Below are 26,160 nucleotides of genomic sequence, written 5' to 3'. Positions count from 1 at the left end.
CCACCAACGCGTTACATCTATCGCCATCACGCACCGATCTGTATGTTCCGTTGCTGCGCCCAGTGCTGCCCTCAGCGCACCGGATGCGCACCCCCGTCCTGCCCGGCCCCTCTCCGGGCGGACGCATCCCTCCTCGCCGGGCCCGCCATCGACGACGGCCCGCCTCCCCCACAGGAGCACCCATGACCATGTCCGCACGCCCCGCCCGCCGCCGGGCAGCCGGAGCCGCGATCGCCGCCGTCGCCCTGGCCACGGCACTCGCCTCGCCCGCCGCCGTCGCCCGGGCGGCCACGCCCGCCACCGGAAGCCTGATCCTGGCGGGCGGCGCGGTCGCCGCCGGCAACTCCGCGGTGTACGGCACCTTCGTCACCAAGGCGGGCGGTACCTCCACCGCCCGCATCGGCGTCATCACCGCGGCCTCCGACGTCCCGGCCGACGACCCCAACGCCAACGACCCCGCCACGTGCAGCAACTCGGTCTGCAACGGCACCTACTACGTCGACCTGCTGAAGAACACCTACGGCGCGGCCGACGCCCAGTGGATCCCGATCGACCTCGATCACATCTCCAACAACTCCAGCCAGAGCGTCATCGACCAGATCAACTCCATGACCGGCTTCTTCTTCGGCGGCGGAGACCAGAGCCGCCTCGTCACCACCCTCCTCAAGAGCGACAACAGCGACTCCCCCGCCCTCGCGGCGATCCGCGCCAAGTTCACCGCGGGCGCCGCCATCATGGGCACCAGCGCCGGCACCACCATCGCCAACGGCCGCGACATGGTCACCGGCGGCGAGAGCTGGGACGGTCTGCGCTACGGCTCCTACACCTCCATCAGCACCAGCTACCCCAACGACCTCAGCTACCGGCCCGAGGGCGGCTTCAACTTCTTCACCTCCGGCCTCCTCGACACCCACTTCGCCGCCCGCGGCCGCGAGGGCCGCATCACCCGCCTCGCGGCCGACACCGGCCACACCCGCGCCTTCGGCATCGACGAGGACACCGCCCTCGTCGTCACCGACCCCGGCTCCACCAACGAGACCGACACCGTCGTCGGCACCAACGGCGTCTCCGTCCTCGACCTGCGCTCGGCCACCGTCGGCACCCACAGCGGCTTCTGGTCCATCGACAACGTCAAGTGGTCCTACCTGACCAGCGGAGACAGCTACCACCCGACCACCTGGTCCGCCGACTCCGCCAAGCCCGCCTACTCGCCCGGCACCGGCACCGTGGGCAGCCGCTGGAGCGACGTCTTCTCCTCCCCCACGCCGACCACCGGCCACCCGTACCAGATGGTCAAGATGGCCACCGAGCTCGTGAACGCCGGCCGCAGCACCTACCAGTACGGCATCAGCTACGAGAGCGGCCCCACCTTCGAGGCCGACCTCACCAAGGGCACCGGCTACCGGGCTTGGAAGAGCGGTACGGCCATCGCCTTCGCCGACCTGACCACCCACCTGTACGTCTACTGACCACCGGTACCGGTGGCCGCACCGTGCCCGGTGCGGCCACCTCCGCGGGTGCACCCTTCGAGCCGGGCCCGCCGCCGGATCCCGCCCGGCGGCACCGCCCGGCGGCACCGCCAGGGTCCGACCACGATCCCCGTGACGGCGCCGACGGCACCACCGGGGCCGTGGAACCCTCCCGGGGCCGGGCCGGGCCGGGCTCGTCCGTCGGGGTCCGTTCGTCGGGCTCGCTCGCCGGGCTCGCTCGCCGGGGGGGCTCGTTCGTGAACGAGTCTTCAGCTTGTGGACTGACCCGGCCTCAGGACCGGTCGTCCCGGGGCGCCCGGCGCCCGGCGGCCCGGTCCCGGTGCTTGACGGCCCGCACCCGGTGCTTGACGGTCCGGGTCGGGTGCCGGACCGTCCCGTCCCGGTGCCGCCACCGCCCGAGCAGCGCGACCGCCGCCGCGAGGACGGCGGTGGCGGCCAGCACCAGCAGCAGGTTGCGCGGATAGGGCAGCGGCAGGACGGACGGATTGCCGTGGTCGTCGTCCGCCCGCAGGACGGCGGGCAGCCCGACGGCGGTGACGGCCGCCGCCACGACCAGCCAGCCGCGCAGCACCGGCCCGCGGACCAGGAACGCGCCCAGTGCGCACACCAGGGGCACCCACAGCCCGTCGTGGATCACCAGCGCTCCGGCCGCCCAGACCAGGACGTCCAGCGGGTCGGTGATGTACGGGTCACCGAGCAGCCCGGCCAGGCCGTAGCCGATCACGGCCAGCCCGGCGGCCAGCAGGACGGCGCGCAGGGCGGTGGTCACGCGATCACCTCGATCCGGGCGACCCACTTGGTCTGCAGGACGCCGGGCCGGTTCGGCGCGATGACCCGGGCGGGGAACCCGTGGTCCGCCGCCAGCACCTCGCCGTCGACCCGCAGGGCGAGCAGGCTGAGCGGATCGTCCACGTACGGTGCGGGCATCTCCATCACCCGGTACGGCCCCTCGGCCTCCAGCGAGGTGACCCGCACCGCCGAGCCGGGCGGCGCCCCGGCCCGCCGCACCAGCTCGGCCACCCGGACCCCGGTCCACCGGGCCGAGGCGCTCCAGCCCTCCACGCAGGAGATCGGCAACTCCACCGTGTACTGGGGGAGTTCGCCGAGCTCGGCGAGGGTGAGCCGGTACGGCCGCGGCCCGTCCACCCGCAGCCGCCAGTCCGCCGGCACCGTCACCGTGCCGGCCTGCGCGGCGGTGCGGTTCACCGGCAGGCCCTGCGGGCCGAGGTCGGGGCGGCGCGGGGCCAGCAGGTCCAGCGCGCGCAGCCACGGCACGCTCTGCCCGGCGGTGACCAGGGTGACGGCACCGGCGGCGGCGGCGGTGGCCGCCAGGAACGCGCGGCGCTGCGCCAGGGCCGGCGCGGCCCGCCGCCACCAGTGCGCGGCGATCAGCGGCGCCTTGACGGACAGGTGGACCAGCAGACCGCCGGTCGCCAGCCAGCCGAGCCAGAAGTGGGTCTGCCGGAACGGGAACGGCCAGGGGTACCACTGCAGGGTGTTCAGCAGGCCGGTGAACAGCTCCAGCAGCACGGCCGCCACCAGGACGGCGATGCCCAGCCGCTCCAGGGCGTGCAGCACGCTGCGCGCCGGCGGCCACTCGAACAGCCGGGGGTAGACGGCCCAGAGCTTCGCACCGACCAGGGGGATCGCGGCCAGACCGCTGATCACGTGCAGGCCCTGGGTGGCCCGGTAGCCGTTCACCGGCCGTGCGGGCAGGTGCGGGGCGAGCCAGCCGGGCGGGTCCTGGAGCAGATGGCTGGTCAGGCCGGTCAGGAAGCAGACCAGGAGTGCCGCGCCCAGCCAGCGGCCGACGGCCACCACCGTCCGGGGCTCGTGCAGCGGCGAGGCGAACGCCCCCGCGCGGAACGGCCCGCGCCGCAGGAACTCCGGCGGAGCGGGCAGCGGCGGGTCGTACCGGCGGCGGGCGCGGCGGGAGCCGGGGGTTCCGGGGGCGCCGGGGGTGGCGGAGGTGCCGGAGTCGGCGGGTTCGGTGTCCACCCGTCCATCGAAGCGCCCCGGCCCCTCCCGCGGCGGCTCCGACGTGCTTACCGATTTCGAACGGCGGCCTCGCCACCGGGGGCGGGCGGGTGCCCCGGTGGGAGGGTGGGCGGCGTGAACTCCCGCCCCGCCCCGCCCCGTACCGGCGTGTCCGGTCCTCCCCAGCCCCTTTCCGCCCTGTCCCGTCCTGACCTGTCCCGTCGTGCCCTGTCCCGTCCTGCCCTGGCCCGGACCGTGCCGCCCTGCCTCCTCGCCCTCCTCGCGCTGGTCACCGCCCTGGCGCTGACGGTCACCGGGAACGGCGCCCTCCCGCTCGCCGGCTGGTACCTGCTCGACCTCGTCCTGTTCGCCCTCGCGGTGCTGCTGCTGCGCCGGGTGCCCGGCGCGTGGGTGGTGCCGCTGGTCCTGGCCGGTGGCGTCGCGGTGGCCGCCGCGGGCCTGCTGGCTCCACCGCGCACCAGCGACGACGCCTACCGCTACGTGTGGGACGGCCGGGTCCAGGCCGCCGGAATCTCGCCCTACGCCCGCACCCCGGAGGATCCGGCGCTGGCGCGGCTGCGCGACCCGGGCCTCTTCCCGGTGGGCGACGGCTGCACGGGCTGGGACGAGCACCGCACCGCGGCCGGCGACTGCACCCGGATCAACCGGCCGGCCGTGCACACCATCTACCCGCCGGTGGCGCAGGCCTGGTTCCTCGCGGTGCACCCGTTCGGCGCAGGGGTGCGCGGGGTGCAGGCCGGCGGGGCGGTGCTCGCGGTGGCGACCACCGGGCTGCTGCTGGGGGTGGGGCGGGAGAAGTGGCGGGCCGCGCTGTGGGGGTGGTTCCCCGGCGTGACGGTGTGGGCGGTCAACGACGCGCACGTGGACACGCTCGGCGCGCTGCTCACGGTCGCCGGGCTCGGCTGCGCGGTGCGGGGACGGGCCGTGCGCGGCGGGCTGCTGCTGGGCGGCGCGATCGCGGCCAAGCTGCTGCCGGCCCTCGTCCTGCCGGGCGCCCTGTCCGGCCTGGCGGCCCGGCGCCCGACCCGCCGTGACCTCCTGCTCCTCGGTTGCGCGCTCGGGGCCTTCGCGCTCTCCTACCTCCCGTACGTCCTGGCCTCCGGCGCCTCCGTCCTCGGCTACCTGCCGGGCTACCTGCGGGAGGAGGGCTACGAGCAGGGGCACATCGACCGGTTCGGACTGCTGCGGCTGGTGCTGCCGGACCGCCTCCTGCCGTGGGCGGCGGCCCTGGTCCTGGCGGCCGTGGCGGCCCGGGTCCTGCACCGGGGGGACCGGCACCGGCCGTGGGCCGGCGCGCTGCTGGTGACGGGCACGGCCCTGCTGCTCGTGGCGCCGTCCTACCCCTGGTACGGGCTGCTGGTGGTCGCGCTGGTCGCGCTCGACGGCCGCTGGGAGTGGCTGGCCGTCCCCGCCGCCGGGCAGGCCCTCTACCTGACGGGAGGTCAGCCCGCCCAGCAGGTCTCGTACGGGGTGGCGCTGGGCGTCGTCCTGCTGGTCCCGCTGCTGCGGCGGCGCCGGGCGGGGAGGACGGCGCCGGCGGCGGGCGCCACGGAGTGAGGCGGGGAGGCCCGGACCGCGGGGGCCCGCGGCCGTAGCGGGGGCGCCCGGTCAGCGGGGGCGCACCGCCGCCTTCCGGAACGCGAGGAAGTGGCGGCCGTGCGAGGACCAGCGCTCGGTCTCCACGAGCCCGGCCCGCGCCGCGCGGCGGGCGGCGGCCGGCACCCCGCAGCGGGCCCAGGCGAACGGCGGTCCGACCCGCCCGTCGGCCCCCTCGACCCGGACGGTGATCCGCTCGTCGATCCCGCCCGGCTCCACTTCGACCAGCAACACGCCGCCCGGGGCGAGGAGTTCGGCGCTCCGGGCGAGCAGCAGCCCCGGGTCGCCGCCGATGCCGAGGTTCCCGTCGGCCAGCAGCGCACCGCCCCAGCGCCCCTCCGCGGGAAGCCGGTCGAACACCGACCGCCGCAGGGCCGGGCCGCCGAGGCTCCTGGTCCTGGCCACCGCCGCCCCGGTGACGTCGACGCCCAGCGCCGGCACGCCCAGGCCCAGTAGGGCCGCGACCAGGCGGCCGGGGCCGCAGCCCAGGTCCACCACCGGTGCGGCCAGCCGGGCGCACCGCTGCAGCAGCCCGTGATCGGCCCCGGCGGCGGGCGCGCACCAGCGTTCGACGTCGAGCGGGATCCGCCGTCCGTCCTCCACCCGCAGCCACAGCGGGCCCCGGCCGGCCCGGACGGCCTCCGCGAACGGGTCGTCCACCCACGCCTCGGCGGCGACGGTCATCCCGCCACCTCCCGGGCGGCCTCGACCGACCGGAGGCACGCCGCGAACCTGCTGCCCGGAGCCTCGGCGGCGACCTGACGCGCGTCCCCGATGGTGTCCACGTCGACGACCACCGGGAGCCGGCTCACCGCCAGGCCCTCCGCCCGCAGCCGGTCGAGCAGGGCCTGTCCGGTGCCCGCGGTGGACATCGGCAGGCCCAGCAGCAGCCGCCGGGCGAGCCGCTCGGTCGGCCCGGCCAGCCCGAGGGCCCAGAACCCGCCGTCGCCGGCCGGGCCGTACCAGGCGTCGACGCCCGCGCGCCGGGCGGGCGACAGGGCCTCGGCGAGCAGCGCGGCGTCCACCTGCGGGGTGTCCATGCCGACCAGCAGGGCCGGCGCTTCCGGGGCGGTCCGGGCGGCGAGCTCGAACGCGGCCGCGAGCCGGGCGTCCAGCCCGCCGCCCGACTGCGGTACCACCTGCCAGCCGGGCGGCAACCAGGGGCCGGCCTCGCCCTCCAGCACGAGCAGCCGGCGGCCGGCCGGCATCCGGGTGAGGGCGGCCAGGGTGTCGGTGAGGGCGGCCTCGGCCAGCGCCGCCGCCTGCTCGGGCGTGCAGGGCGGGGTGAGCCGGGTCTTGACCCGCCCCGGGACGGGCGCCTTGGCGATCACCAGCAGAGTCGGCGGGGGAGCGGCCAGCACGGCCCGCATGTCGCGCACGGCCTGCCGGGTGCCGCGCACCGTACCGGTCACCTTGGAGCGGCCGGTCCGCGGCAGGTAGTCGACGGGTGTCTCGGAGATCCGCATCCCGGCCGCGGACGCGGCGAGCACCATCTCCAGTGGGTAGCCGGAGCGGCGGTCGCCCAGCCCCAGCGCCAGCAGCCGGTCCCGGCGGGCGGCCCGCATCGGCCCGAGGTCGTGCAGCGCCGCCCCCGTCCGCGTCCGCAGCCGACGGGCCAGGGCGGCGTTGGCCAGCCGGGCGTGCAGCGGCCACGCCCCGGCGGTCGCGGGGCGGCGCCGGCCGAGCACCAGGTCCGCGGCGCCGGCCAGGACGGGCGCGGTGACCCGCGGCAGCTGGGCGGGGTCCAGCGAGCCGTCGCAGTCCATGAAGCAGACCAGCTCGGCGGTCGCGGCGCGCAGCCCGGCGTGGCAGGCGGCGCCGAAGCCGCGCCGCGGCTCCTCGACGACCGTCGCGCCCAGCGAGCGCGCGAGCGCGGCCGAGCCGTCCCGGGACCCGTTGTCCACGACGATCGCGCGCCAGCCCGGGGGCACCCGCCCCAGCACCCAGGGCAGCGCCTCGGCCTCGTCGAGGCACGGCAGGATCACGTCGGCGCACGGTTCGGCGAACGGCTGGGCGCACGGAAAGGGGGGAGTCGGAGGGATCACGTGGGCCACGCTAAGCGCGGGCGGGCCCGCGGTGGCCGAACCGCGCCCTTACGAAAGTCCTACGTCGGCCCACCGGCGGGCGGGCACCGGCCGGTGCCGTACGCGGTCGCGGTGCGACCTTACGGAACGCGAACGTCGACGCCCGCGCCGCCCCCCGACCCGTCCGCGGCTCGTATCCTCGGCGGGTGAACGACAGCGCAGCCCCCGCCGCACCGCCGGACCCGGCCCGCATCCTGGTGATCGACGACGACCTCACCGTGGGCGAGGTCGTGGCCGGCTACCTCACCCGGGCCGGCCACCGGGTCGACCGGGCCACCGACGGCCGCCAGGGCCTGGACCTGGCCCGCGCCCACCGGCCCGACCTCCTGGTCCTGGACCTCATGCTCCCCGGCATCGACGGCTTGGAGATCCTGCGCACCCTGCGCGCCTCCGCGGACGGCGCCGACCTCCCGGTGGTCCTGCTCACCGCCAAGGGCGACGAGGCCGACCGCATCCTCGGCCTGGAACTGGGCGCGGACGACTACGTCACCAAGCCGTTCAGTCCGCGGGAGCTCGTCCTGCGCGTCCAGTCCGTGCTGCGCCGCGCCCGCGCCGCCGCCCCCGCCGCGCCCTCCCGGGGGCCACTGGCGTCCGGGGACATCACGCTGGACCCGCAGGCCCGCCGCGCCCGCCGCGGCGGGCGCGAACTCACCCTCACCCTCCGGGAGTTCGACCTGCTCGCGTTCCTGCTCCGGCACCCCGGTACGGTCTTCCCCCGGCAGGAGCTGATGCGGCGGGTCTGGGGCTGGGACTTCGGCGACCTCTCCACCGTGACCGTCCACGTCCGCCGACTGCGCGAGAAGATCGAGGACGACCCCGCCGCGCCGACCCTGATCAGCACGGTGTGGGGCGTCGGTTACCGCTACGACCCCGCGACCGGCGCCACCGGCCCGACCGGTGCCGCGGACGCTCCCGGCGCCCTGGACGCTCCCGGCGCGACGGACACGACGCGGGTGAAGGACGGCCCGGCGTGAACGACCTGCTGCTGATCGCCCTGTTCGCGGGGCTCGGCGCCGCCGGCGCCGGTCTGCTCGGATGGGTGGGCGTACGGCTGCTGCGCCGCCGCTCGCTGGCGCTGTCGCTGTTCTGCGTGGCCGTCGTCACCGTCCTCGCCGTCACCTCCGGGACCTTCGCCGTGGCCCAGGCGATGTTCCTGTCCCGGCACGACTTCGGCGTGGTGATAGCCGTCCTCGCCATGGCGTCCGTGGTCTCGCTGCTCACGGCGGCCCTGCTCGGACGCCAGGTCGTGGCCGGCAGCCGGGCCCTGACCGCGGCCGCCCGTACCGTCGGGAGCGACGCCGGATTCACCGCGCCCGAGCACCCCCTCGGGCTCGAACTGGCCCAGCTCAGCGCGGAACTCGCCGCCACCAGCGCCCGGCTCGCCGAGTCGCGCACCCGGGAGCAGGCGCTGGACGCCTCGCGGCGCGAACTGATCGCCTGGATCTCCCACGACCTGCGCACCCCGCTCGCCGGGCTACGGGCCATGGCCGAGGCGCTGGAGGACGGCGTGGTCGAGGAACCGGAGCAGTACCTCAGGCGGATCCGCACCGAGGTGGAGCGGCTCACCGGGATGGTCGACGACCTCTTCGAACTCTCCCGCATCCAGGCCGGCGCGCTGACCCTCTCGGTGTCCCGGGTGTCCGTCTACGACCTGGTCGACGACGCCCTGGCCGGCGCCCACCCGCTGGCCCGCCAGCGCGGCGTGCGCCTGGAGGGCCGCCAGGTCGCGGCCGAGCCGGTCCAGGTGGACAGCCGCGAGATCACCCGGGTGCTCGGCAACCTCCTGGTCAACGCGATCCGCTCGACGCCCGAGGACGGCGTCGTCGCGGTCTCGGCCCGCCGGGAGAGGGACGAGGTGCTCCTGTCGGTCACCGACGGCTGCGGAGGGATCCCCGAACAGGACCTCCCCCGCGTCTTCGAGACCGGCTGGCGCGGCAGCACCGCCCGCACCCCGAGGTCCGACCCCGGTGAGGGCGGGAACAGCGGAGCCGGGCTCGGGCTGGCCATCGTCCGCGGCATCGTGGAGGCACACGCCGGCCGGGCCGAGGTGCGCAACGTCACCGGAGGCTGCTGCTTCGAGATCGCGCTCCCGGTGGCGAGCGGGTAAGGCCTTGTCCGGCAACTCCCTTATTCGGTGGGGGAGTTGCCGGAGGGCGCGGGCTCAGGCGCGCAGCGGAGCGGCGGCGAACTCGGCCATGCCCGCGGCGAACGGCACCCGGGCCCGCCAGCCGAGCTCGGCCCGCAGCCGGGAGGAATCCGCGGTGATGTGCCGGACGTCCCCGAGCCGGTACTGCCCGGTCACCACCGGGGCCGGCCCGCCGTGCGCGTCGGCCAGCGCCCGGGCCATCTCGCCGACCGTCCGCACCTCCCCGCTGCCGACGTTGTACGCCCGCGCGAGCCCCGGCGCCCGGTCGCGGACGGCCGCCAACGCGGCCAGGTTCGCCGCCGCGACGTCGTCCACGTGCACGAAGTCCCGGCGCTGGCCGCCGTCCTCGAACACCCGGGGGGCCTCACCCCGGGCCAGCGCCGAGCGGAACAGCGAGGCCACCCCCGCGTACGGGGTGTCCCGCGGCATGCCCGGCCCGTAGACGTTGTGGTAGCGCAACGTCAGGACGGACCCGCCGCACGCCCGGGCCCAGGCGGCGGCCAGGTGCTCCTGGGCGAGCTTGGTCGCGGCGTACACGTTGCGCGGATCGCCCGGCGCGTCCTCCGCCACCAGGCCCGGACGCAGCGGCGCCCCGCACACCGGACAGGGCGGCTCGAACCGTCCCGCGTCGAGCTGCTCCGGCCGCCGCGGCCCGGGCGCCACGCTCCCGTGCTCCGGACAGGCGTACCGGCCCTCCCCGTAGACCACCATCGACCCGGCCAGCACCAGGTGCCGCACCCCGCACCGGGCCATCGCGGAGAGGAGCACCGCCGTGCCGAGGTCATTGCAGCCGACGTACTCGGGCGCGTCGTCCAGGTCCAGCCCGAGACCGACCATCGCCGCCTGGTGGCAGACCGCGTCCACCCCGGCCAGGGCCCGTTCCACCGCCGCCGCGTCCCGCACGTCCCCGTGCCGGAACCCGACCCCGGCCGGCAGCTCCGGCACCGCCCCCGAGGGGTGCACGGCGGGCAGCAGTGCGTCCAGCACCCTGACCTCATGACCCGCCGCGGCCAGAGCGCGCACGACGGCCGACCCGATGAACCCGGCACCGCCGGTGACCAGAACCCTCATGCCCCGCGACGCTACCGGCCGGCCCCCGCTGCCGGGCCGACCCCGGCCGCCGCGTCACCCTTCGGTAAGAACCGCGCACATTCCCGGCACACCCGTCTTCGAGCACATCGACGTCGCCGACGGCCGCCTCCGGCTGCTGGAATCCGGCATCGGCGACCTCGGCGGCGACCTGCCGCCGGACGAGCAGAAGCTCGTCCTCGCGACCGGCGCGGTGCCAGTCCCCGACCTGTTCAGCCGGCAGGTCCCCGGCACCGCCTGGCGCACCAAGCCCAGTTGGTACATCGTCGCCGACGACGACCGCACCGTGAACCCCGACCTGCAGCGCGCCGCCGCCGCCCGCATGGGCGCCACCACCCACGCCGTCGACAGCAGCCACGTGCCGATGCTCTCCCACCCGGACGTCGTGCTCGACGTCATCCGCAGCGCCGCCAACACCCTCGCCTAGCGCGGACAACGGGCACCCCCTGCCCGACCCGCCCCACCCCGCCGCCCCGGCCCCCGGGGCGGCGGTCCCGTCCCGGCCGTCCCCGGACCGTCGTCGGCCCTGCGCCGGGTCCTGGTCCACATGATCGGGGAGACCGCCCGCCGCGCCCGCCGCGCCCGCCGCGCCGGCCACGCCGGCATCCGCCGCGAGCAGATCGACGGCACCACCGGCCGCTGACGCGACCCGATCCGCCACCACGGCACCGGGAATACGTAGGCGGCGGAAGCGGACAACGTACACGCGGTGGGGCGGGAACGGGCGCGGCGGGCGCACCGCCGGGGCCCGGTCATCGGCGGTACGTGCCCGTACGGCCTTGACCCGCGGCCGGGGCGGCGCGCAGTCTGGAGATACAGCGTAAATGTGGCCTGTACATCTGGGCCCGACGTGTACGGAGCACGTCGACAGCGCTGGTGGGAGGTCTCCATGACTGCCGACGCGGGCGGCGGAGCGGCCCCGCCCCACGATCCGACCCAGCCCCACACCGAGTCCGAGAAACTCGGCTGGACGATCAACATCCCCGGGCACCCGCCGAGGGCCGACTCCCCGGAGTACCAGGCCGCCCGGGCCGCGATGCACCGGCTGACCGACACGCTCGACCGGCCGTTCTACGGCGACGAGCCGGTGGAGGACCACCACGGCGGCGGTCTGTGGCTCAAGGACTCCCAAGGCTGGTTCCTGGTCCGCAACCTGGTCGGGATCGAGTGGTCCGCGCAGTTCTGCGCCGACCCCGCCAAGGTCGACCTGCTGCGGCAGAACGCCAAGCGGCTGTACGCGCTCTGCCCGGAGGCGGTCGAGGAGCTCGGAATCAGGGAACTGCTCGACACCCCGATCACCGACGCGGCCGGGGTGCAGCGCTGGACCGACTCGGTCTGCAACGCCAGCATGCCGCTGCCCCACGACGTGCACAGCGCGGCCCTGCCGCAGGGCGGCGGCGTGCACCACTACCCGAGCCCGGTGACCGAGATCGTCTTCTTCAAACGGGACGACTTCCGGCTGTGGGTCGTCGACGCGGTCGGCCAGGCCGTCGCCGTGGCCCCGGTGGCGGAGCGCGGTTCCGGTGACGGGCGGGTCCAAGTGCTGTTCGCGGCACAGGAGTCCGCGCTCCACTCCGAGCTGGAGCGGGCGCGTGACAACGGGGACGCCCTGCTGCTGGGGGCGGACCATCCGGTGGCCCTGACGGCGTTCGCCGAGCAGTACCACCCGGAAAGCGCGGCGGCGTAGGCCCCTGGCCACCGCCGGCCGCCGAGGAGGCGCGGACAGGGTTCATGGACACGGCACGGGGCAGCGGACGAGGCGCCGCGCCGGGCGCCGTCGAGGCCGTGGTCGAGCTGCGGGCCGGCGACGGGCCGGGGCTCGACGCCCTGCGGGACTGGTGCGCCGGGCGCGGGATCGCGGTCCTGCCGATGGCGGCCGGTGCGCTGGTGACGGGCCCGGCGGCGCGGTTCCGGGAGGCGTTCGGGTCCGGCCCGGTCGACGCCTCGGGCGCGGAGGCGCTGCCCGTGCCGGAGGACCTCCGGCAGGCCGTACGGTCCGTCACCGTGCTGCCGGTGCCCGAACCCCGTTCCGTCGCCGGTCCGCGAGAGACGACTCACGCCCGACGACCGCCGACCGGCGGCCCACGACCGCCAACCGACCACTGACCACTGGCCACTGACCACTGGCCACTGGCCACTGACGAGAGCTTCGCCCGGGCACCCGACGCCCGGGTCATCCACCGAGGAGTCATGATGCTTCCCAAGACACTGCAGAACGGGCAACCTCCTCCCGACCTGGTCTTCGGCTACGTGTCGGCGCGGTCGGAGGGCGGAACGCCGATGACCGAGGCCACCGACCTGACGTCGGCCGCACCGTACCGGGCCAGTGAGGACACCCGTGCCCGGGCCAAGGAGCGGGCGGAGGCCGCCGGGCTCACGGTCAGCGCCGAGAGCCGACTGGGCTTCACCGTCTACGGATCCCCGGCGGCCTACGAGCAGTTGACCGGTGGCCGGGTCACCTCGTACGAGGCCCTCCAGCACGTGTCGATCGGGCGCCGCCGCTACGTGACGCACCTCGACCTGGTGGGCAGGGGCCAGCCGGAGGCCCGGGGCGTGGGGGCCGCGCCGGACGCCGACGACATCGAGGCCGTCGTGCTCGAACAGCCGCGTTCCTGCTACCACGTGGCGCCGAGCCCGCAGCCACCGAACGTCAGCAAGTACCACCTGCGGCTCCCCGGCGACGTGTCCATGCTGCTCGGCGCCACCGCCGCGCACGCCCAGGGCGCGGTGGGCGCGGGCGTGGACGTCGCCATGGTGGACACCGGGCACTACGCGCACCCCTTCTTCGCCCTGCAGGGCTACGACGTCGATCCCGTCGTCACCGTGGTGCCGGGCACCAACCCCGCCAAGGACCCGGTCGGACACGGGACGGGGGAGTCGGCCAACATCTTCGCCGTGGCCCCCGGCGCGAAGCTGACGTTCTTCCGGGCCGCCGACGACAACGGCAACCTGACGAGTACGGTGGCCGGCTTCCTCAAGGCGAAGGCCGCGCACCCGCAGGTCATCACCAACTCCTGGGGCGGCGACCTCGACTTCCCGCCCACGGACCCGCACCCGCCCGCAGCCGCCCGGGTCTGGATCCTGGAGATCGAGGACGCGGTGGAGAAGGGCATCGTGGTGGTCTTCTCGGCCGGCAACGGCCACTTCTCGGTCGAGCCGCAGGTCCCCGGGGTGATCGCGGCCGGCGGCGTGTTCGTCGGTCCCGGTCTCACCGTCGAGGCGTCCGACTACGCGAGCGGGTACGCCAGTCCCTGGTTCCCCGGCGAGGTCGTGCCGACGGTCTGCGGTCTGGTGGGGATGCTGCCGCGGGCCCAGTACCTGATGCTCCCGGTGCAGCCGGGCTGCCGGCTCGACGTCGAGGAGAGCCAGGCGAGCGACGGGCAGATGCCGGACTCCGCCGACGGTACGCGCTTCGACGACGGCTGGGGGCTCTTCTCGGGCACCTCGGCGGCCGCCCCGCAGATCGCCGGTGCCGCCGCCGTCCTGCTCGGCCGGAACGGCCGGCCGGACCTGACGGCCCAGCAGGTGACGGAGGCGCTCGTGAAGACCGCCACCGACGTCACCGCCGGCCACAACCACCCCCGGTTCAACAATCCGGCCGGTCCCGGCCCGGACGAGGCCACCGGGCCGGGACTCGCCAACGTCAGCGCGGCCCTGGCCTTCGCGAAGGCCCGGTTCTGACCGGACCCGCAGCGAGGGGCTCCGGACGCGTCGAGGTCCGCCCGGGTTCGCGGGGCGGGCCTCGGGCCGTCCTCCACGCCCGGCGACGTCGATGCCGAGCCGTCGCCGCCTGGATAGACTGACCGGGCGTTCCAGGAACGGACCCGGCGCGGGACACGGACACGGACGACGCCCCGCGGTCGCGCGGCCGCCACCCTCCGTGACCGCTACGGCGGAGGCGGGCCGGTCGCGGGCGATCCGGCGGCGGGCCATCGAGCGGACGGGAGCCCTGCCATGGCGAACACGTCCAGGTCTCCGGGCGGCCACGGCCCCGGGATCGCCCGCCGCGTGTCCGCCCGTGGCCCCTCCCCGTCGCCCGCGCCGGCCGCGGCCCCCGCGCCGAACCCGACGCCGGCCCCGGCCCCGGCCCGCCGGGAGGGCACCGAGCCCACCGCGGCCAACGACCGGCTGGCGCTCAACGGCATGGGCAGCTTCGACTGGGACCTCGACCAGGGCACCTACCACCTCGACGACGTGGGCCTGGAGGTGTTCGACCTGCGGGCCGACGAGTTCGACGGACAGCCCGCGTCACTCTCCGCACGCGTGCTGCCCGCCGACAGCGAGCGGCTGGACGAGGCCGTGTCGCTCGCCCTGCGGGAGGGGCACCTGACCTTCGCGTCCTACTTCCGCGTCGTCCGCCGGGACGGCACGCTGCGCTGGGCCCACACGCAGGGGCGCATCCTGCGCGACCGGCAGGCGCGCCCGTACCGGATCGTCGGCATCGTCCGCAACGCCGAGGAGGAGCTGGCCCACGCCGAGGGGATGCGCACCCTCGCCGCCGACCGGCGCCGGCAGACCGACTCGGTGCGCGCCACCACCGAAGCCCTCGCCCGCGCCATGACCGTCCGCGACGTGACCGACGTGCTCACCGACAGCGAAGGACTGCGACGCTTCGGAGCGGACGGGCTGGCCCTCGGGCTGGTGGACGGGGACGTGATGCGCCTCGTCGCCGCGACCGAGCAGCCCTCGGCGGAGCTCAGGGCCCGGGACGACCTGTCGCTGACCCACCTGGCGGACGGCCTGCCCCTGTCCGAGGCCGTGCTCACCCGGCGCGCCCGGTTCATCGGCACCAGGGAGGAACTCACCACCCGCTACCCCCGCCTGCTGCCCTACGCCGAGGAGATGGGGATCGAGGCGGCGGCCTTCCTGCCGCTGGCCGCCCAGGCCCGCTCCCTCGGCGCGCTGGGCCTGTTCTACCGGGACAGGCACCACTTCAGCACCGAGGACCGCAACATCTGCATCGCGCTCGGCAGCGCCGTCGCGCAGTCCCTGCAGCGCGCCATGCTCTTCGACCAGGAACGCGAGTTCGCGACCACGCTCCAGACCACCATGCTGCCGCGCCGCATTCCCGCGATCAGCGGCGGCGAGGTGGCCGTCCGCTACCGGGCCGGCCGCAGCGGGCGCGAGGTGGGCGGCGACTGGTACGACGTCATCCCGCTGCCGGGCCGGCGGGTGGGCCTCGTGGTCGGCGACGTGGAGGGGCACGACAGCCACGCGGCCGCCATCATGGGCCAGTTGAGGATCGCGCTGCGGGCCTACGCCACCGAGGGGCACACCCCCGCGACGGTCATGGCCCGCGCCTCCGGATTCCTCGCCGAGCTCGACACCGAGCGGTCCGCGACCTGCCTCTACGTCGACGCCGACCTGGAGACCGGGACGCTGCGCCTGGTGCGGGCCGGTCACCTGGAACCGCTCGTGCGGCACGGCACCGGTCTCACCGGCGGGGTCGGCGTCCGCGGCGGCCTGCCGCTCGGCGTGGCCACGGTGTTCGGCCAGGACGGCTACCCGGAGACCCGGTTCGACCTCGGCCCCGGCGAGACCCTGCTGCTGTGCACCGACGGACTGGTCGAACACCCCGGCCGGGACATCACCGACGGCATCGACGCCCTCGCCGCCGCCATGCGCACCGGCCCGCAGGACACCGAGGCGCTCGCCGACCACCTCTGCGGCGGCCCCGGCGGCCGGCTCGGCGGCGGCGACGACGTGGCGCTCCTGCTGCTGCACCGGGCCGCCGTCACCGGCGCCCGCACCACCCGGCAGATGACCCAGCACGTCCACCAGGCCGATCCGGAAGGGCTGACGGAGGCCAGGGCCATGCTCCGCCAGGCGCTGGCCGGCTGGGGTGCGACCGAGCTCCTCTCCGACGTCGAACTCACCGCGGACGAGCTGATCACCAACGCCCTGGTCCACACCGACGGGGGCGCACTGCTCACCGTCGAGCTGCGGGCCGGCACGGCCCCCTGCATCCGCCTGGAGATCCGGGACCGCTCCAGTGTCCTGCCGCGCCGCCGGACCCCCGGCGAGACCGCCACCTCCGGTCGCGGTCTGCTGCTGGTGGACGCGCTCACCGGGAGCTGGGGCGTCGAGCCGCTCGGCAGCGGCAAGAACGTCTGGTGCGAATTCCCGCTGGCGGCTTGACCCTTCGACGGCGCCCTTCGCCTGCCGGGTCACCCGGAGGCAGGCACCCGGGGCAGGCCGTCGGCGGCCGCGGTGCTCGGGCAGGGGCGCGGACGAGGGCGGGGGCGCGGGGCCCGGGCGGGTTCAGCGCCGCGGGGCGGGTGCGGCGTCGTCCCGGGGCGCGGAAGGGCGGCGCCGGCGGTCGAGCGTCTCCAGCGGTCGGGTGAGCACCTCGGAGAACGCCAGCTCGGCGGCGCCGATCAGGACGGTGTCGCCGCCGAGTTCGCCGACGCGCAGGCGCAGGTTCTCCCGCACCGCGGCAAGGGCGTTGGTGTTGATCCGGCTGCGCACCTGGGCGGCGGATCCGAGGAAGACGTCCCGGAGGGTGCCGCCCAGGATGACCAGCTCCGGATCGAAGAGGTTGACGAGGTTCGCGATGCCGATGCCCAGCCAGTCCCCGACGCGGTGCAGGGCCGCGCGCGCGGTGACGTCCCCGCGGTCGGCGGCGACGACCACCGACCGTACGGCGTCGACCCCGGTGGCGCGGCCGTCCCGGCCGGCGGCTTCCAGCAGGGCGCGCTCGCCGGCCTCGGCCTCCAGACAGCCCAGGGCGCCGCAGCCGCACGGCCGTCCGCGGTACGGGTTGACGTTCATGTGGCCGATCTCGCCGGCGTATCCGCGCGCGCCGCGCAGGAGTTCGCCGTCGGTGATCACTCCGGCGCCGATGCCGATCTCGCCGTGCAGGTAGACCAGGTTCTGGCTGCCCCGGCCGATCCCGCGCCGGTGCTCGGCGAGCGCGCCGAGGTTGGCCTCGTTCGCGACGAGGACCGGGACGTCCAGACGGAGCCGGTCGGCGAACACGCCGGCGAAGTCGACGCCCTTCCAGCCCGTGTTGGGAGCGAGGCCGACCTGCCCGTCGGAGTGGCGGACGATGCCGCGCACCGCCACGGCGACGCCGACGCACGAACTGCCGGCCGGTGCGCGGGCCAGCATCTCGTCGGCGAATCCCGCGAGGACGGCGGCCACCCGCGCGGGGTCCTGCGGGTGCCCGTCGGACCACGGGCACTCGCGCCGGTCCAGGAACACGCCGCCGAGTCCGATCAGGGCCGCCGCCAGGCGCTCGATGCCCACGTCCACCGCCAGCACGTGCACGCGGGTGGACTCCGGCTTCACGACCAGCGAGGGCCGTCCGGCCCGGCCGGTCTCCTGCGGCAACTCCTCGCGGACCAGGCCCGCGGCCGTCAGATCGCCGACCAGACCCAGGATGGTGCTGCGGTTGAGGCCGAGCCGGGTCGCCAGGACGGCTCGCGAGGTGGGCCCGTCGAAGTGGACGAGGCGCAGCAGGGCACCCAGGTTGTGCTGGCGGACCTCTTCCTGGGAGGGACCGGCTTTCATGGCGGGCGGCTCTCATCGTCGGGCGGTGCGGCGGCGGGACATGGCGTCCACACCGGCGGCCACCAGCAGAACCGATCCCGTGACAGCGTACTTGACGCCCGAGGAGTACCCCATCAGGCCCATCCCGTTCTGGATCACCGCGACGACCAGGCCGCCCAGCACGGCGTCGACCACGCGGCCGCGACCGCCGAACAGGCTCGTGCCGCCGATGACGGCGCTGCCCACGGCGAGCAGCAGGACGTTGCTCCCGCCGGTGTTGGGGTCCACGGAGTTGCCCCGGGAGGCGGCGATGATGCCGCCGACGGCCGCCAGGCAGGAGCAGATGACGAAGGCGGCGATCCGGATGAAGGCGACGTTGATCCCGGCCCGGCGGGCGGCTTCGGCGCTGCCGCCCACGGCGTAGACGTGCAGGCCGAAGCCGGTCCGCTGCAGGGTGAACGTCCCCAGCAGCAGGAGCGCCCCGATCACGGGCACGACGACGGGCACGCCCTTGAGGGAGCTGACGACGACGTTGCGGCTGCGCTCCTGGTTGAGCAGGTACACGGCCGCGCCCCCGAGCACGACGACGGCGCCGGTCCGCAGGGCGAGGAGCGCCGGCGGGGTTCCGGCCAGGCCCCGGCCGAGCCGGTCGCGGCTGCGGCGCAGCTGCAGGGCGCCGTAGCCGAGGACGCAGCCGGCCAGCAGGACCCAGCCGAGGACGGGGCTGAGGTTGTCGTTCGCGATGGCCAGGATGGTCGGGTCCTTGACCGAGATGTTCGTGCCCTCCTTGAGCAGGATCAGCACGACGCCCTGGAAGCCGAGGAACGCGGCCAGCGTCACCACGAAGGAGGGGATGCCGACCTTGGCGACGAGCGTGCCGATGAGCAGGCCGATGACGGCGCCGGTCGCCATGGCGGCGGCCACCGCGCCGTACCAGGGCCAGCCGTGGTTCGTCAGCAGGATGGCCAGGACGGCGGCGCACACACCGCTGGCGTACCCGGCCGAGAGGTCGATCTCGCCGAGGAGCAGGACGAAGACCAGCCCCATGGCGATGGCGATGCTGCCGGAGCTCTGGGTGAGCAGGTTGGCGAAGTTCAGGTTGGACAGGAAGACCGGGCGCAGCAGGGCGAAGAACACGCACAGGACGACCAGGCCGGCGATGGCGGGCAGGGCGCCGAGCTCGCCCGCGCGGACCTGGTCGAGGTAGCCGCGGCCGATGTCCGCCAGGCGGGCGGTCGGGGACGGGCCCTGCTCGGAGCCGGTGGGCCGGTCGGGCCGCTCGGGCTTCCGGGGGGCGAGGGCGGAGGTCATACGGCGGCTCCGTTGGGGGTGGTCCGGGGGCCCGGGTCGCCGCTGCGGCCCGAGGTGATCAGTTCGACGACCTGCGCGTGCGTCACGTCGGAGGCCTTGACCTGGGCGGCCATCCGTCCGAGGTGCAGCGCGGCGATCCGGTCGGAGACCGCGAAGACGTCGTTCATGTTGTGCGAGATGAGCACGACGGCCAGGCCGTTGTCGGCCAGGCGGCGCACGAGTTCCAGGACCTGCGCGGTCTGGGCGACGCCGAGGGCGGCGGTGGGCTCGTCGAGGACGACGAGCTTGCTGTTCCACAGGACGGCCTTGGCGATGGCGACGGTCTGGCGCTGGCCGCCGGAGAGGCTGGAGACCTTCTGGCGAAGGGACTTGACCGTGCGCACCGAGAGCCCCCGGAGCGTCGCGGCGGCCATCTCCTCCATGGTCGAGTCGTCGAGCACCAGACCGCGGCGCTTCTCCCGCCCCAGGAACATGTTCTGCACGATGTCGAGGTTGTCGCACAGGGCGAGGTCCTGGTAGACGATCTCCACACCGAGCGCGGCGGCGTCGCGCGGGCTGTGCACGTGCACCGGCCGGCCGTCGAAGAGGTACTCTCCCGCGTCGATCGGGTGGATGCCGCCGATGCACTTGACGAGCGTCGACTTGCCCGCGCCGTTGTCGCCGACGAGTGCGGTGACCTCGCCCGCCCGGGCGCTGAGCGCGATGTCGTGCAGGACCTGGACGGGGCCGAAGCTCTTGTCGATCCCGCGCAACTCGAGAGTCGGTGTCTCTGTCATGGGTGAGGCTCCTGGGTATTGGCGGGGTGGGCCCCGCGCCGCCGACGGCGGGGCCCACGGGTGGGGCCGGCGTGCGCGCTACTGGATGCCGGCCTTCGTGCACAGCGCGGCGTAGTCGCCGGTGCACAGCTGCGCCTTGGTGACGAAGCCGTCGGTGATGACGTCCTGGATGTTGTTCCTGAAGACGGCTTCGGGCGTCAGCAGGACCGCCGGGACGTCGCGGTTGCCCGTCGGGTCGTGGACGGTGGCGCCGGTCTGGCCCTTCTTGCCGCCGGCCAGCTGGACGGCGAGGCCGGACACCGCGTCGGCCTCCTTCTTGACGGCCTTGTAGACGGTCATGCACTGGTCGCCCGCCAGGATGTTCTGCAGGCCCTGCACGGTGGCGTCCTGACCGGTGATCGGCACCTGCCCGTTGCGGTGGTTCTTGCGCAGCACGGCGATGGCCGCGTTGGCCAGGCCGTCGTTGGCCGCGAGCACCCCGCCGATGTTCGGCTGGCTGGTGTTCATCTGCTCGAAGATGGTCTGCGCCTGGGCGGCGTCCCAGTCGGGCACCGACTGGTTGGGGCCCTTGGTGTACTCCCCGGAGGCGTACAACGGGTCCAGGACGCTGTTGTAGCCGTTGGCGAACAGGGTGGCGTTGTTGTCGGTCGGGGAGCCGTTGAGTTCGGCCACGACGGGGTTCTTGGCGCCCATGTCGCTCAGGCACTTCGTCAGGCCCTGGCCCTGGAGCTTGCCGACCTGGGTGTTGTCGAAGCTGACGTAGTACTGGGCGGAGCCGCCGAGGGTGAGCCGGTCGTAGTCGATGGTGGCCACGCCCTGGGCCTTGGCCTTGTCCAGGACGGCCTTGCCGGTTCCGCTGTCGAGGTTGACGATGACCAGCACGTTCACGCCGCTGGTGATCATCTGGTCGGCGATCGTCTGGAACGCCTGCTTGTCGCCCTCGGCGTTCTGGATGTCGTAGTCCACCCCGGCGGCCTTGAAGGCCGCGGCGAGGTACGGCCGGTCCGCGGTCTCCCAGCGGACGGACGACTTGCTGTCCGGCAGGATCACGCCGATCTTCGGCTTCTTGCCGCCCGCCGAGCCGGAGCCGGAGCCGGAGCCGGAGTCCGAGGAGCCGCAGGCGGTGACCGTGGAGAGCAGGGTTGCTGACAGGGCAGCAGTGGCGAACAGGAGTCCCTTGCGCATGGGCAGGGTCCTTTCGAGGCGTGTCCGACCTGGGCCGGACGTGCGGTGGCCGATGACGGGGGTGGGGACGGGCACGAGCGCGGAGCGGGGGCGGGAGAGCAGCCGGCCCGCTGTTTGTTGCCCGCGACAACATACGTCGCGCCCCGAGGTCCGCCAAGCCCTTGCGCGGGCCCGCGTGCGTAACGATCGAGTCACCGCGACTCCGGTGACGGCGGTGACGGCGGGGGCGGCGGGTCGACAGCGGGCGCGGTCAGCCCGACGCCCGGACCACCAGCCGGGTGGGGAGCACCACCGACTCGCCGGGTGCCGGGTTCCGCAGCAGCAACTCCAGCGCGCGCGAACCGAGTTCCTCCACCGGCTGGCGGACGGTGGTCAGCCCCGGCCGGCAGCGCGCGGCGACGGGGGCATCGTCGAAGCCGATCAGCGCCACGTCCTCGGGGACCCGCAGGCCGTGCCGCCGCAGGGTCCTGAGCGCCCCCGCGGCCATCTGGTCGGACGCGGCGAACACCGCGTCCACGTCCGGCCGTTGGTCCAGCAGCCACTGCATCGCGTGCTCGCCGGAGGCGCTGCCGAAGTCGCCGTACGCCACGGCGGGCCGGGCCGCCGCCGTCGCGGCCACCGCCTGGCGGTACCCGGCCAGCCGGTCCGCGCCGGCGGCGGTGTCCGGCGGGCCGGCGATGGTGGCCACCGAGCGGCGCCCGGACGCGCACAGCCGCCGCACCGCGTCCCGGGCGCCGCCGAGGTTGTCCGCGTCGACGAACGCCGCCGTGTCCGGCTCCGGCGGGCGGCCCAGGGACACCGCGGGCACCCCGGCCGCGTGCAGCAGCCGGATGAGCGCGGTGTCCCACGGGCCGACCAGCAGCACGCCGTCGACGTGGCCGCCGCACAGGTAGCGCACCAGCGGCGGCCGCCGGGAGCGTCGGGGCACCGTGAAGACGGCCAACTCCCGCTCGGTGCCCGGCGGGCAGCGCCGCAGCCCGGCCAGCAGCCGGACCGGGAAGGCGTCCGCGTGGTACTGCAGCGGATCGGCGAAGACCACGACGGCCACCACGCCGGTCTCCCCGGCCCTGGGCGCCCGGCGGCGGACGTACGCCAGCTCGCGCGCCGCCCGCTCGACCCGGGCCGCCATGGCGGTGGAGACGGGGGCGGAACGGTTCAGCACCCGGGAGGCCGTCGCGGTGGAGACGCCGGCCCGACGGGCGACCTCGGCCAGGGTCGGAGCGGAGTCGGTGCCGCGTACGGGCTGGGGCATGGGGCCGTCCAGGATCGGTCCTCGATGGGGGAGCTGCACCCTCGGGCCGGCACCCGCGCCGGGCCACCGGCCCTGCCAGCTTGGTCGGTTGAACGATCAGCGTCAAGACGGGCGACACGGCGTGGGGGCGGGGCACGGCGGCGGGCGTCGGCGCGCAGGCGCGGGCGGGTCCGTCCGGGGGCGGGGGCGCGTCCGCCCGGAGTAGCGGGCGGTCCGGTGTCCGTCGAGCCCGGGCGAGGCCGCCGCCCCCGGCTGTGGGAGCGCTCCCAGGAGGCGCTGTAACTTACACGCCGCCGAGCCGGGCGGCCCACCGCCCGGGAACCGGCTCCGCGCTGGTCGGGGCCGTGGTCCGGCTCCGGTGCGCCACCCCCGGGCCCCGGCCGCGCTTCCCAAGCCGGCCGAGCCGCCCCACGATCGCACCCTGCACCTCCGTCCGCCACGCCACCCCCCACCCGCGCGGCGGTACCCCACCCATCTGGAGGACGTGCATGCGAAGCAGAACCCTGCGGGCCGGGGGAAACCGGCTCGCCGTCACCGCCACCGCCACCGCCCTCGCCCTGATCGGCCCGGCGGGCGTCAGCCTCACCCCGCCCGCCGCGGCCGCCACCGGCCTGTCCTGCGGCGTGAGTTACGCCGTCAACGACTGGGGCGGCGGCTTCACGGCCGACATCACCATCACGGACACCGGCACCACCGCGATCAACGGCTGGACCCTCGGCTACACCTACGCCGGCAACCAGACCCTCCAGAACGGCTGGAACGGTACCTGGAGCCAGAGCGGGCGGACCGTCACCGTCACCAACCCCGGCTACGCCGCCACCATCCAACCCGGCGCCGGCTACACCACCGGCGCCAACTTCGCCTACAGCGGCGCCAACACCGCCCCCACCGCCTTCACGGTCAACGGCACCCCGTGCCGCGGTGCCGACCAGCCCCCGACCGTCTCGCTCACCTCGCCGGCCGCCGGCCAGACCTTCACCCCCGGATCCACCGTGACGGTGTCCGCCGGCGCGGCCGACGCCGACGGGACGGTCTCCAAGGTCGACTTCTACGCCTCGACCCCGGCCGGCACCACCACCCTGATCGGCACCGACACCACCGCGCCGTACACGGTCGACTGGACCGGCGTGGCGGCGGGCGACTACTCGGTCACCGCCGTCGCGACCGACGACGCCGGCGCCACCACCACCTCCAGCCCGGTCGCGATCAAGGTGGCCGGGCCGAGCGTCCTGGTCAGTCCCGCCTCGCTCGTCGTCCAGCAGGGCGGCACCGGCACCTTCACCGTCGCGCTCTCCCAGGCGCCGTCCGCCACCACCACGGTGACGGTGGCCCGTTCGGGCAGCGACCCGGATCTGAGCGTCACCTCCGGGGCCGCCCTCACCTTCACGCCCGCCACCTGGAACGTCCCGCAGACCGTCACCGTCGCGGCCGGCACCGACGCCGCCCAGGTCGGCGGCACCGCGACCTTCACCGCCTCCGCGACCGGCTTCGGCTCTGGCGCCGTGACGGTGACCGAAGCGGCGAAGACCTCGGGCTACGACCGGTACTTCCTGGACCTCTACAGCAAGATCAAGAACCCGGCCAACGGCTACTTCAGCCCCCAGGGCATCCCGTACCACTCGGTGGAGACCCTGGTCGTGGAGGCCCCCGACTACGGCCACGAGACCACCTCCGAGACGTACAGCTACTGGCTGTGGCTGGAAGCCGACTACGGGCGGATCACCGGCGACTGGGCGCCCTTCACCAGCGCCTGGACGAACCTGGAGACCTACCTGATCCCCGGCCACGCCCAGCAGCCCGGCCAGAGCACGTACAACCCGTCCAAGCCCGCCACCTACGGCCCCGAGAAGGCCCAGCCCGACCAGTACCCGATCAAGCTGAACAGCAGCGCGCCGGTCGGCACCGATCCGCTCTCCGCCGAGCTGAAGAGCACCTACGACAGCCCGGACGTGTACGCCCCGGCCTGGCTGCTGGACACCGACAACAGGTACGGGTTCGGCCAGTGCGGGGACGGCACCACCAAGCCCAGCCTGATGAACACCTTCCAGCGCGGCCCGGAGGAGTCGGTCTGGGAGACGGTGCCGCAGCCCGACTGCGACGTGTTCGCGTACGGCAACAGCGGCTCCGGCTTCCTCAGCCTCTTCAACGACGGCGGCGGCAGCTACAGCAAGCAGTACAAGTACACCGACGCGCCGGACGCCGACGCCCGACTCGTCCAGGCCGCCTACTGGGCCGAGCAGTTCGCGAAGTCGCAGGGCAAGAGCGCGGCCATCACCGCGACCCTCGCCAAGGCCGCCAAGCTCGGCGACTACCTGCGCTACTCGCTCTACGACAAGTACTTCAAGCGGGCGGGCAACTGCCTCGGCTCCACCACCTGCCCCGGCGGCACGTCCAAGGCGAACGAGCAACTCGGCCTGCTCACCTGGTACTTCGCCTGGGGCGGCGCGGCCGACGGCGGCTGGTCGTGGCGGATCTCCGGCTCCGCCGCCCACCAGGGCTACCAGAACCCGATGGCCGCCTGGGTGCTCGCCAACGACCCCGGCCTGAAACCGCTCTCGCCGAGCGCGGCCACCGACTGGTCGGGCAGCCTGGACAAGCAGCTCCAGTTCTTCCAGTGGCTCCAGTCCACCGAGGGCGCCATCGCCGGCGGCGCCACCAACAGCTGGGGCGGCAACTACGGCGACGACGCGGCGCCCCCGGCCGGTGACCCGACCTTCTACGGCCTGTACTACGACTGGCAGCCCGAGTACCACGACCCGGCCTCCAACCAGTGGTTCGGGTTCCAGACCTGGTCGATGGAGCGGTTCGCCGAGTACTACTACACCACCGGCGACACCCGGGCGAAGGCCATCCTCGACAAGTGGGTCCCGTGGGCGATGTCCGTCTCCAAGGCGGACCCGGCCGGCGGCACCCTCACCACCCCCGACAAGCTGGCCTGGACGGGGGCGCCCGACACCTGGAACGCCACCGCCCCCGGCGGCAACGCGGGCCTGCACGTCACCGCGAGCGGCAGCGCCACCGACGTCGGCGTGGCGGGATCGCTCGCCAAGACCCTCGCGTACTACGCCGCCAAGTCGGGCAGCGCCGCCGCCCGGACGTTCGCCCAGTCCATCCTGGACACCCTGCACGCCAAGTACACCGACGGCCTGGGCTACTCGGCCGCCGAGACCCGCGCCGACTACAGCCGCTTCACCCAGCCGTACTCGGCGACCACCCACGCGGGCCTGTACGTCCCGCCCGGCTGGACCGGCACCTACCCGGACGGCACCAAGATCAGCTCGGCGAGCACCACGTTCCTGTCGATCCGCCCCTGGTACACCAAGGACCCGCAGTGGTCCAAGGTGCAGGCCTACCTCGACGGCGGCGCGGCACCGACCTTCACCTACCACCGGTTCTGGGCCGAGGCGGACATCGCGACCGCCTTCGACACCTTCGCCCAGCTGTTCCCGACGGTGAACCCGGGCGGCTGAGGGGGCCGCTGCGGCCGCCGGCCCCTGGCCCCGGGCCCCGGGCCCCGACCCGACCCCGACCCTGACCCCGGCCCCGGGCCCCGACCCGACCCCGACCCTGACCCCGGCCCCGGGCCCCGACCCGACCCCGACCCTGACCCCGGCCCCGGGCCCCGACCCGACCCCGACCCTGACCCCGGCCCCGGGCCCCGACCCGACCCCGACCCTGACCCCGGCCCCGGGCCCCGACCCGACCCCGACCCTGACCCCGGCCCCGGGCCCCGACCCGACCC

At 75.1% G+C, this 26,160-nt stretch carries 20 protein-coding genes and 1 pseudogene; 10 read left to right on the top strand and 11 right to left on the bottom strand.

What is annotated here, in order from left to right; genetic code table 11:
- Positions 1-182 precede the first annotated feature (182 nt).
- A complete protein-coding gene (locus ACZ6Y7_RS17790) occupies positions 183-1,469 on the top strand; it encodes a cyanophycinase (RefSeq protein ID WP_465758819.1) in 1,287 nt (428 codons plus the stop codon).
- Positions 1,470-1,761: 292 nt separating this feature from the next.
- On the opposite strand, the gene ACZ6Y7_RS17785 is transcribed toward ACZ6Y7_RS17790, so the two are convergent.
- Positions 1,762-2,259, bottom strand: coding sequence for a hypothetical protein (locus ACZ6Y7_RS17785; protein ID WP_465758818.1), 498 nt, complete (start codon positions 2,257-2,259; stop codon positions 1,762-1,764).
- The gene (locus tag ACZ6Y7_RS17780) at positions 2,256-3,392 is read right to left on the bottom strand and encodes a molybdopterin-dependent oxidoreductase (protein WP_465759117.1); all 1,137 of its coding nucleotides are present in this window, start codon (positions 3,390-3,392) and stop codon (positions 2,256-2,258) included. Before ACZ6Y7_RS17780 ends, ACZ6Y7_RS17785 begins: the two co-directional genes overlap by 4 nt.
- Positions 3,393-3,722: 330 nt before the next feature.
- On the opposite strand from ACZ6Y7_RS17780, the gene ACZ6Y7_RS17775 reads away from it, so the two are divergent.
- The gene (locus tag ACZ6Y7_RS17775; RefSeq protein WP_465758817.1) at positions 3,723-5,045 is read left to right on the top strand and encodes a glycosyltransferase 87 family protein; all 1,323 of its coding nucleotides are present in this window, start codon (positions 3,723-3,725) and stop codon (positions 5,043-5,045) included.
- 51 nt (positions 5,046-5,096) lie between these two features.
- Here ACZ6Y7_RS17775 and ACZ6Y7_RS17770 read toward each other — a convergent pair whose 3' ends face one another.
- From ACZ6Y7_RS17770 to ACZ6Y7_RS17760, 3 genes and pseudogenes are all read right to left on the bottom strand, one after another.
- Entirely contained in the window at positions 5,097-5,768 is a 672-nt protein-coding gene (locus ACZ6Y7_RS17770; protein WP_465758816.1) for a class I SAM-dependent methyltransferase, read from the bottom strand.
- Positions 5,765-6,292, bottom strand: coding sequence for a TIGR04282 family arsenosugar biosynthesis glycosyltransferase (locus ACZ6Y7_RS17765; RefSeq protein ID WP_465759116.1), 528 nt, complete (start codon positions 6,290-6,292; stop codon positions 5,765-5,767). Before ACZ6Y7_RS17765 ends, ACZ6Y7_RS17770 begins: the two co-directional genes overlap by 4 nt.
- A 99-nt stretch (positions 6,293-6,391) precedes the next feature.
- Positions 6,392-7,126 (bottom strand): annotated as a pseudogene (locus ACZ6Y7_RS17760) (glycosyltransferase family 2 protein); the annotation flags it as partial.
- Between the two features lie 188 nt (positions 7,127-7,314).
- On the opposite strand from ACZ6Y7_RS17760, the gene ACZ6Y7_RS17755 reads away from it, so the two are divergent.
- Positions 7,315-8,142, top strand: a complete 828-nt coding sequence (locus ACZ6Y7_RS17755) for a response regulator transcription factor (protein WP_465758815.1) — start codon at positions 7,315-7,317, stop codon at positions 8,140-8,142.
- Positions 8,139-9,275 (top strand): sensor histidine kinase, encoded by a 1,137-nt coding sequence (locus ACZ6Y7_RS17750; protein ID WP_465758814.1) that lies wholly within the window; start codon positions 8,139-8,141, stop codon positions 9,273-9,275. Before ACZ6Y7_RS17755 ends, ACZ6Y7_RS17750 begins: the two co-directional genes overlap by 4 nt.
- A 54-nt stretch (positions 9,276-9,329) precedes the next feature.
- On the opposite strand, the gene ACZ6Y7_RS17745 is transcribed toward ACZ6Y7_RS17750, so the two are convergent.
- Complete coding sequence (locus tag ACZ6Y7_RS17745; RefSeq protein ID WP_465758813.1) at positions 9,330-10,385, bottom strand: NAD-dependent epimerase/dehydratase family protein; 1,056 nt, start codon at positions 10,383-10,385, stop codon at positions 9,330-9,332.
- Between ACZ6Y7_RS17745 and ACZ6Y7_RS17740 the strand changes: the two genes are divergently transcribed.
- The 5 genes from ACZ6Y7_RS17740 to ACZ6Y7_RS17720 all read left to right on the top strand — a co-directional run bounded on the left by ACZ6Y7_RS17740 (position 10,384) and on the right by ACZ6Y7_RS17720 (position 16,541).
- Entirely contained in the window at positions 10,384-10,830 is a 447-nt protein-coding gene (locus ACZ6Y7_RS17740) for an alpha/beta fold hydrolase (RefSeq protein WP_465758812.1), read from the top strand. The two genes, ACZ6Y7_RS17745 and ACZ6Y7_RS17740, sit on opposite strands and share 2 nt — an antisense overlap.
- 462 nt (positions 10,831-11,292) lie before the next feature.
- Positions 11,293-12,090, top strand: coding sequence for a DUF6424 family protein (locus ACZ6Y7_RS17735; RefSeq protein WP_465758811.1), 798 nt, complete (start codon positions 11,293-11,295; stop codon positions 12,088-12,090).
- Positions 12,091-12,134: 44 nt separating this feature from the next.
- Entirely contained in the window at positions 12,135-12,509 is a 375-nt protein-coding gene (locus ACZ6Y7_RS17730; RefSeq protein ID WP_465758810.1) for a hypothetical protein, read from the top strand.
- 87 nt (positions 12,510-12,596) lie between these two features.
- Positions 12,597-14,084, top strand: a complete 1,488-nt coding sequence (locus tag ACZ6Y7_RS17725; RefSeq protein ID WP_465758809.1) for a S8 family serine peptidase — start codon at positions 12,597-12,599, stop codon at positions 14,082-14,084.
- A 273-nt stretch (positions 14,085-14,357) separates the two neighbouring features.
- Entirely contained in the window at positions 14,358-16,541 is a 2,184-nt protein-coding gene (locus tag ACZ6Y7_RS17720) for a SpoIIE family protein phosphatase (RefSeq protein ID WP_465758808.1), read from the top strand.
- Positions 16,542-16,664: 123 nt separating this feature from the next.
- Here ACZ6Y7_RS17720 and ACZ6Y7_RS17715 read toward each other — a convergent pair whose 3' ends face one another.
- The 5 genes from ACZ6Y7_RS17715 to ACZ6Y7_RS17695 all read right to left on the bottom strand — a co-directional run bounded on the left by ACZ6Y7_RS17715 (position 16,665) and on the right by ACZ6Y7_RS17695 (position 22,418).
- Positions 16,665-17,915, bottom strand: a complete 1,251-nt coding sequence (locus tag ACZ6Y7_RS17715) for an ROK family protein (protein WP_465758807.1) — start codon at positions 17,913-17,915, stop codon at positions 16,665-16,667.
- Positions 17,916-17,927: 12 nt separating this feature from the next.
- Positions 17,928-19,205 (bottom strand): sugar ABC transporter permease, encoded by a 1,278-nt coding sequence (locus ACZ6Y7_RS17710; protein ID WP_465758806.1) that lies wholly within the window; start codon positions 19,203-19,205, stop codon positions 17,928-17,930.
- Positions 19,202-19,981 (bottom strand): ATP-binding cassette domain-containing protein, encoded by a 780-nt coding sequence (locus ACZ6Y7_RS17705; protein ID WP_465758805.1) that lies wholly within the window; start codon positions 19,979-19,981, stop codon positions 19,202-19,204. Before ACZ6Y7_RS17705 ends, ACZ6Y7_RS17710 begins: the two co-directional genes overlap by 4 nt.
- A 78-nt stretch (positions 19,982-20,059) precedes the next feature.
- On the bottom strand, positions 20,060-21,166 hold the full coding sequence (locus tag ACZ6Y7_RS17700) for a sugar ABC transporter substrate-binding protein (protein ID WP_465758804.1): 1,107 nt from the start codon (positions 21,164-21,166) through the stop codon (positions 20,060-20,062).
- Between the two features lie 250 nt (positions 21,167-21,416).
- Positions 21,417-22,418: a LacI family DNA-binding transcriptional regulator gene (locus tag ACZ6Y7_RS17695; RefSeq protein WP_465758803.1), complete on the bottom strand. Its 1,002-nt coding sequence runs from the start codon at positions 22,416-22,418 to the stop codon at positions 21,417-21,419.
- Between the two features lie 488 nt (positions 22,419-22,906).
- Here ACZ6Y7_RS17695 and ACZ6Y7_RS17690 point away from each other — a divergent pair, with 488 nt between their 5' ends.
- A complete protein-coding gene (locus tag ACZ6Y7_RS17690) occupies positions 22,907-25,888 on the top strand; it encodes a glycoside hydrolase family 48 protein (protein ID WP_465758802.1) in 2,982 nt (993 codons plus the stop codon).
- The last annotated feature ends 272 nt before the right edge of the window (positions 25,889-26,160 follow it).

The sequence above is a fragment of the Kitasatospora sp. NPDC053308 genome (genome assembly GCF_055585785.1).
Note: the sequence above shows the minus strand (reverse complement) of the source record. Positions and strands in the feature narration are given on the sequence as shown.

Coding starts and splice junctions, on each gene's coding strand:
- ACZ6Y7_RS17790 (WP_465758819.1), top strand. CDS start 183: ATGACCATGTCCGCACGCCCCGCCCGCCGCCGGGCAGCCGGAGCCGCG.
- ACZ6Y7_RS17770 (WP_465758816.1), bottom strand. CDS start 5,768: ATGACCGTCGCCGCCGAGGCGTGGGTGGACGACCCGTTCGCGGAGGCC.
- ACZ6Y7_RS17765 (WP_465759116.1), bottom strand. CDS start 6,292: ATGCCGGCCGGCCGCCGGCTGCTCGTGCTGGAGGGCGAGGCCGGCCCC.
- ACZ6Y7_RS17740 (WP_465758812.1), top strand. CDS start 10,384: ATGCCCCGCGACGCTACCGGCCGGCCCCCGCTGCCGGGCCGACCCCGG.
- ACZ6Y7_RS17745 (WP_465758813.1), bottom strand. CDS start 10,385: ATGAGGGTTCTGGTCACCGGCGGTGCCGGGTTCATCGGGTCGGCCGTC.
- ACZ6Y7_RS17735 (WP_465758811.1), top strand. CDS start 11,293: ATGACTGCCGACGCGGGCGGCGGAGCGGCCCCGCCCCACGATCCGACC.
- ACZ6Y7_RS17730 (WP_465758810.1), top strand. CDS start 12,135: ATGGACACGGCACGGGGCAGCGGACGAGGCGCCGCGCCGGGCGCCGTC.
- ACZ6Y7_RS17725 (WP_465758809.1), top strand. CDS start 12,597: ATGCTTCCCAAGACACTGCAGAACGGGCAACCTCCTCCCGACCTGGTC.
- ACZ6Y7_RS17720 (WP_465758808.1), top strand. CDS start 14,358: ATGGCGAACACGTCCAGGTCTCCGGGCGGCCACGGCCCCGGGATCGCC.
- ACZ6Y7_RS17715 (WP_465758807.1), bottom strand. CDS start 17,915: ATGAAAGCCGGTCCCTCCCAGGAAGAGGTCCGCCAGCACAACCTGGGT.
- ACZ6Y7_RS17710 (WP_465758806.1), bottom strand. CDS start 19,205: ATGACCTCCGCCCTCGCCCCCCGGAAGCCCGAGCGGCCCGACCGGCCC.
- ACZ6Y7_RS17705 (WP_465758805.1), bottom strand. CDS start 19,981: ATGACAGAGACACCGACTCTCGAGTTGCGCGGGATCGACAAGAGCTTC.
- ACZ6Y7_RS17700 (WP_465758804.1), bottom strand. CDS start 21,166: ATGCGCAAGGGACTCCTGTTCGCCACTGCTGCCCTGTCAGCAACCCTG.
- ACZ6Y7_RS17695 (WP_465758803.1), bottom strand. CDS start 22,418: ATGCCCCAGCCCGTACGCGGCACCGACTCCGCTCCGACCCTGGCCGAG.
- ACZ6Y7_RS17690 (WP_465758802.1), top strand. CDS start 22,907: ATGCGAAGCAGAACCCTGCGGGCCGGGGGAAACCGGCTCGCCGTCACC.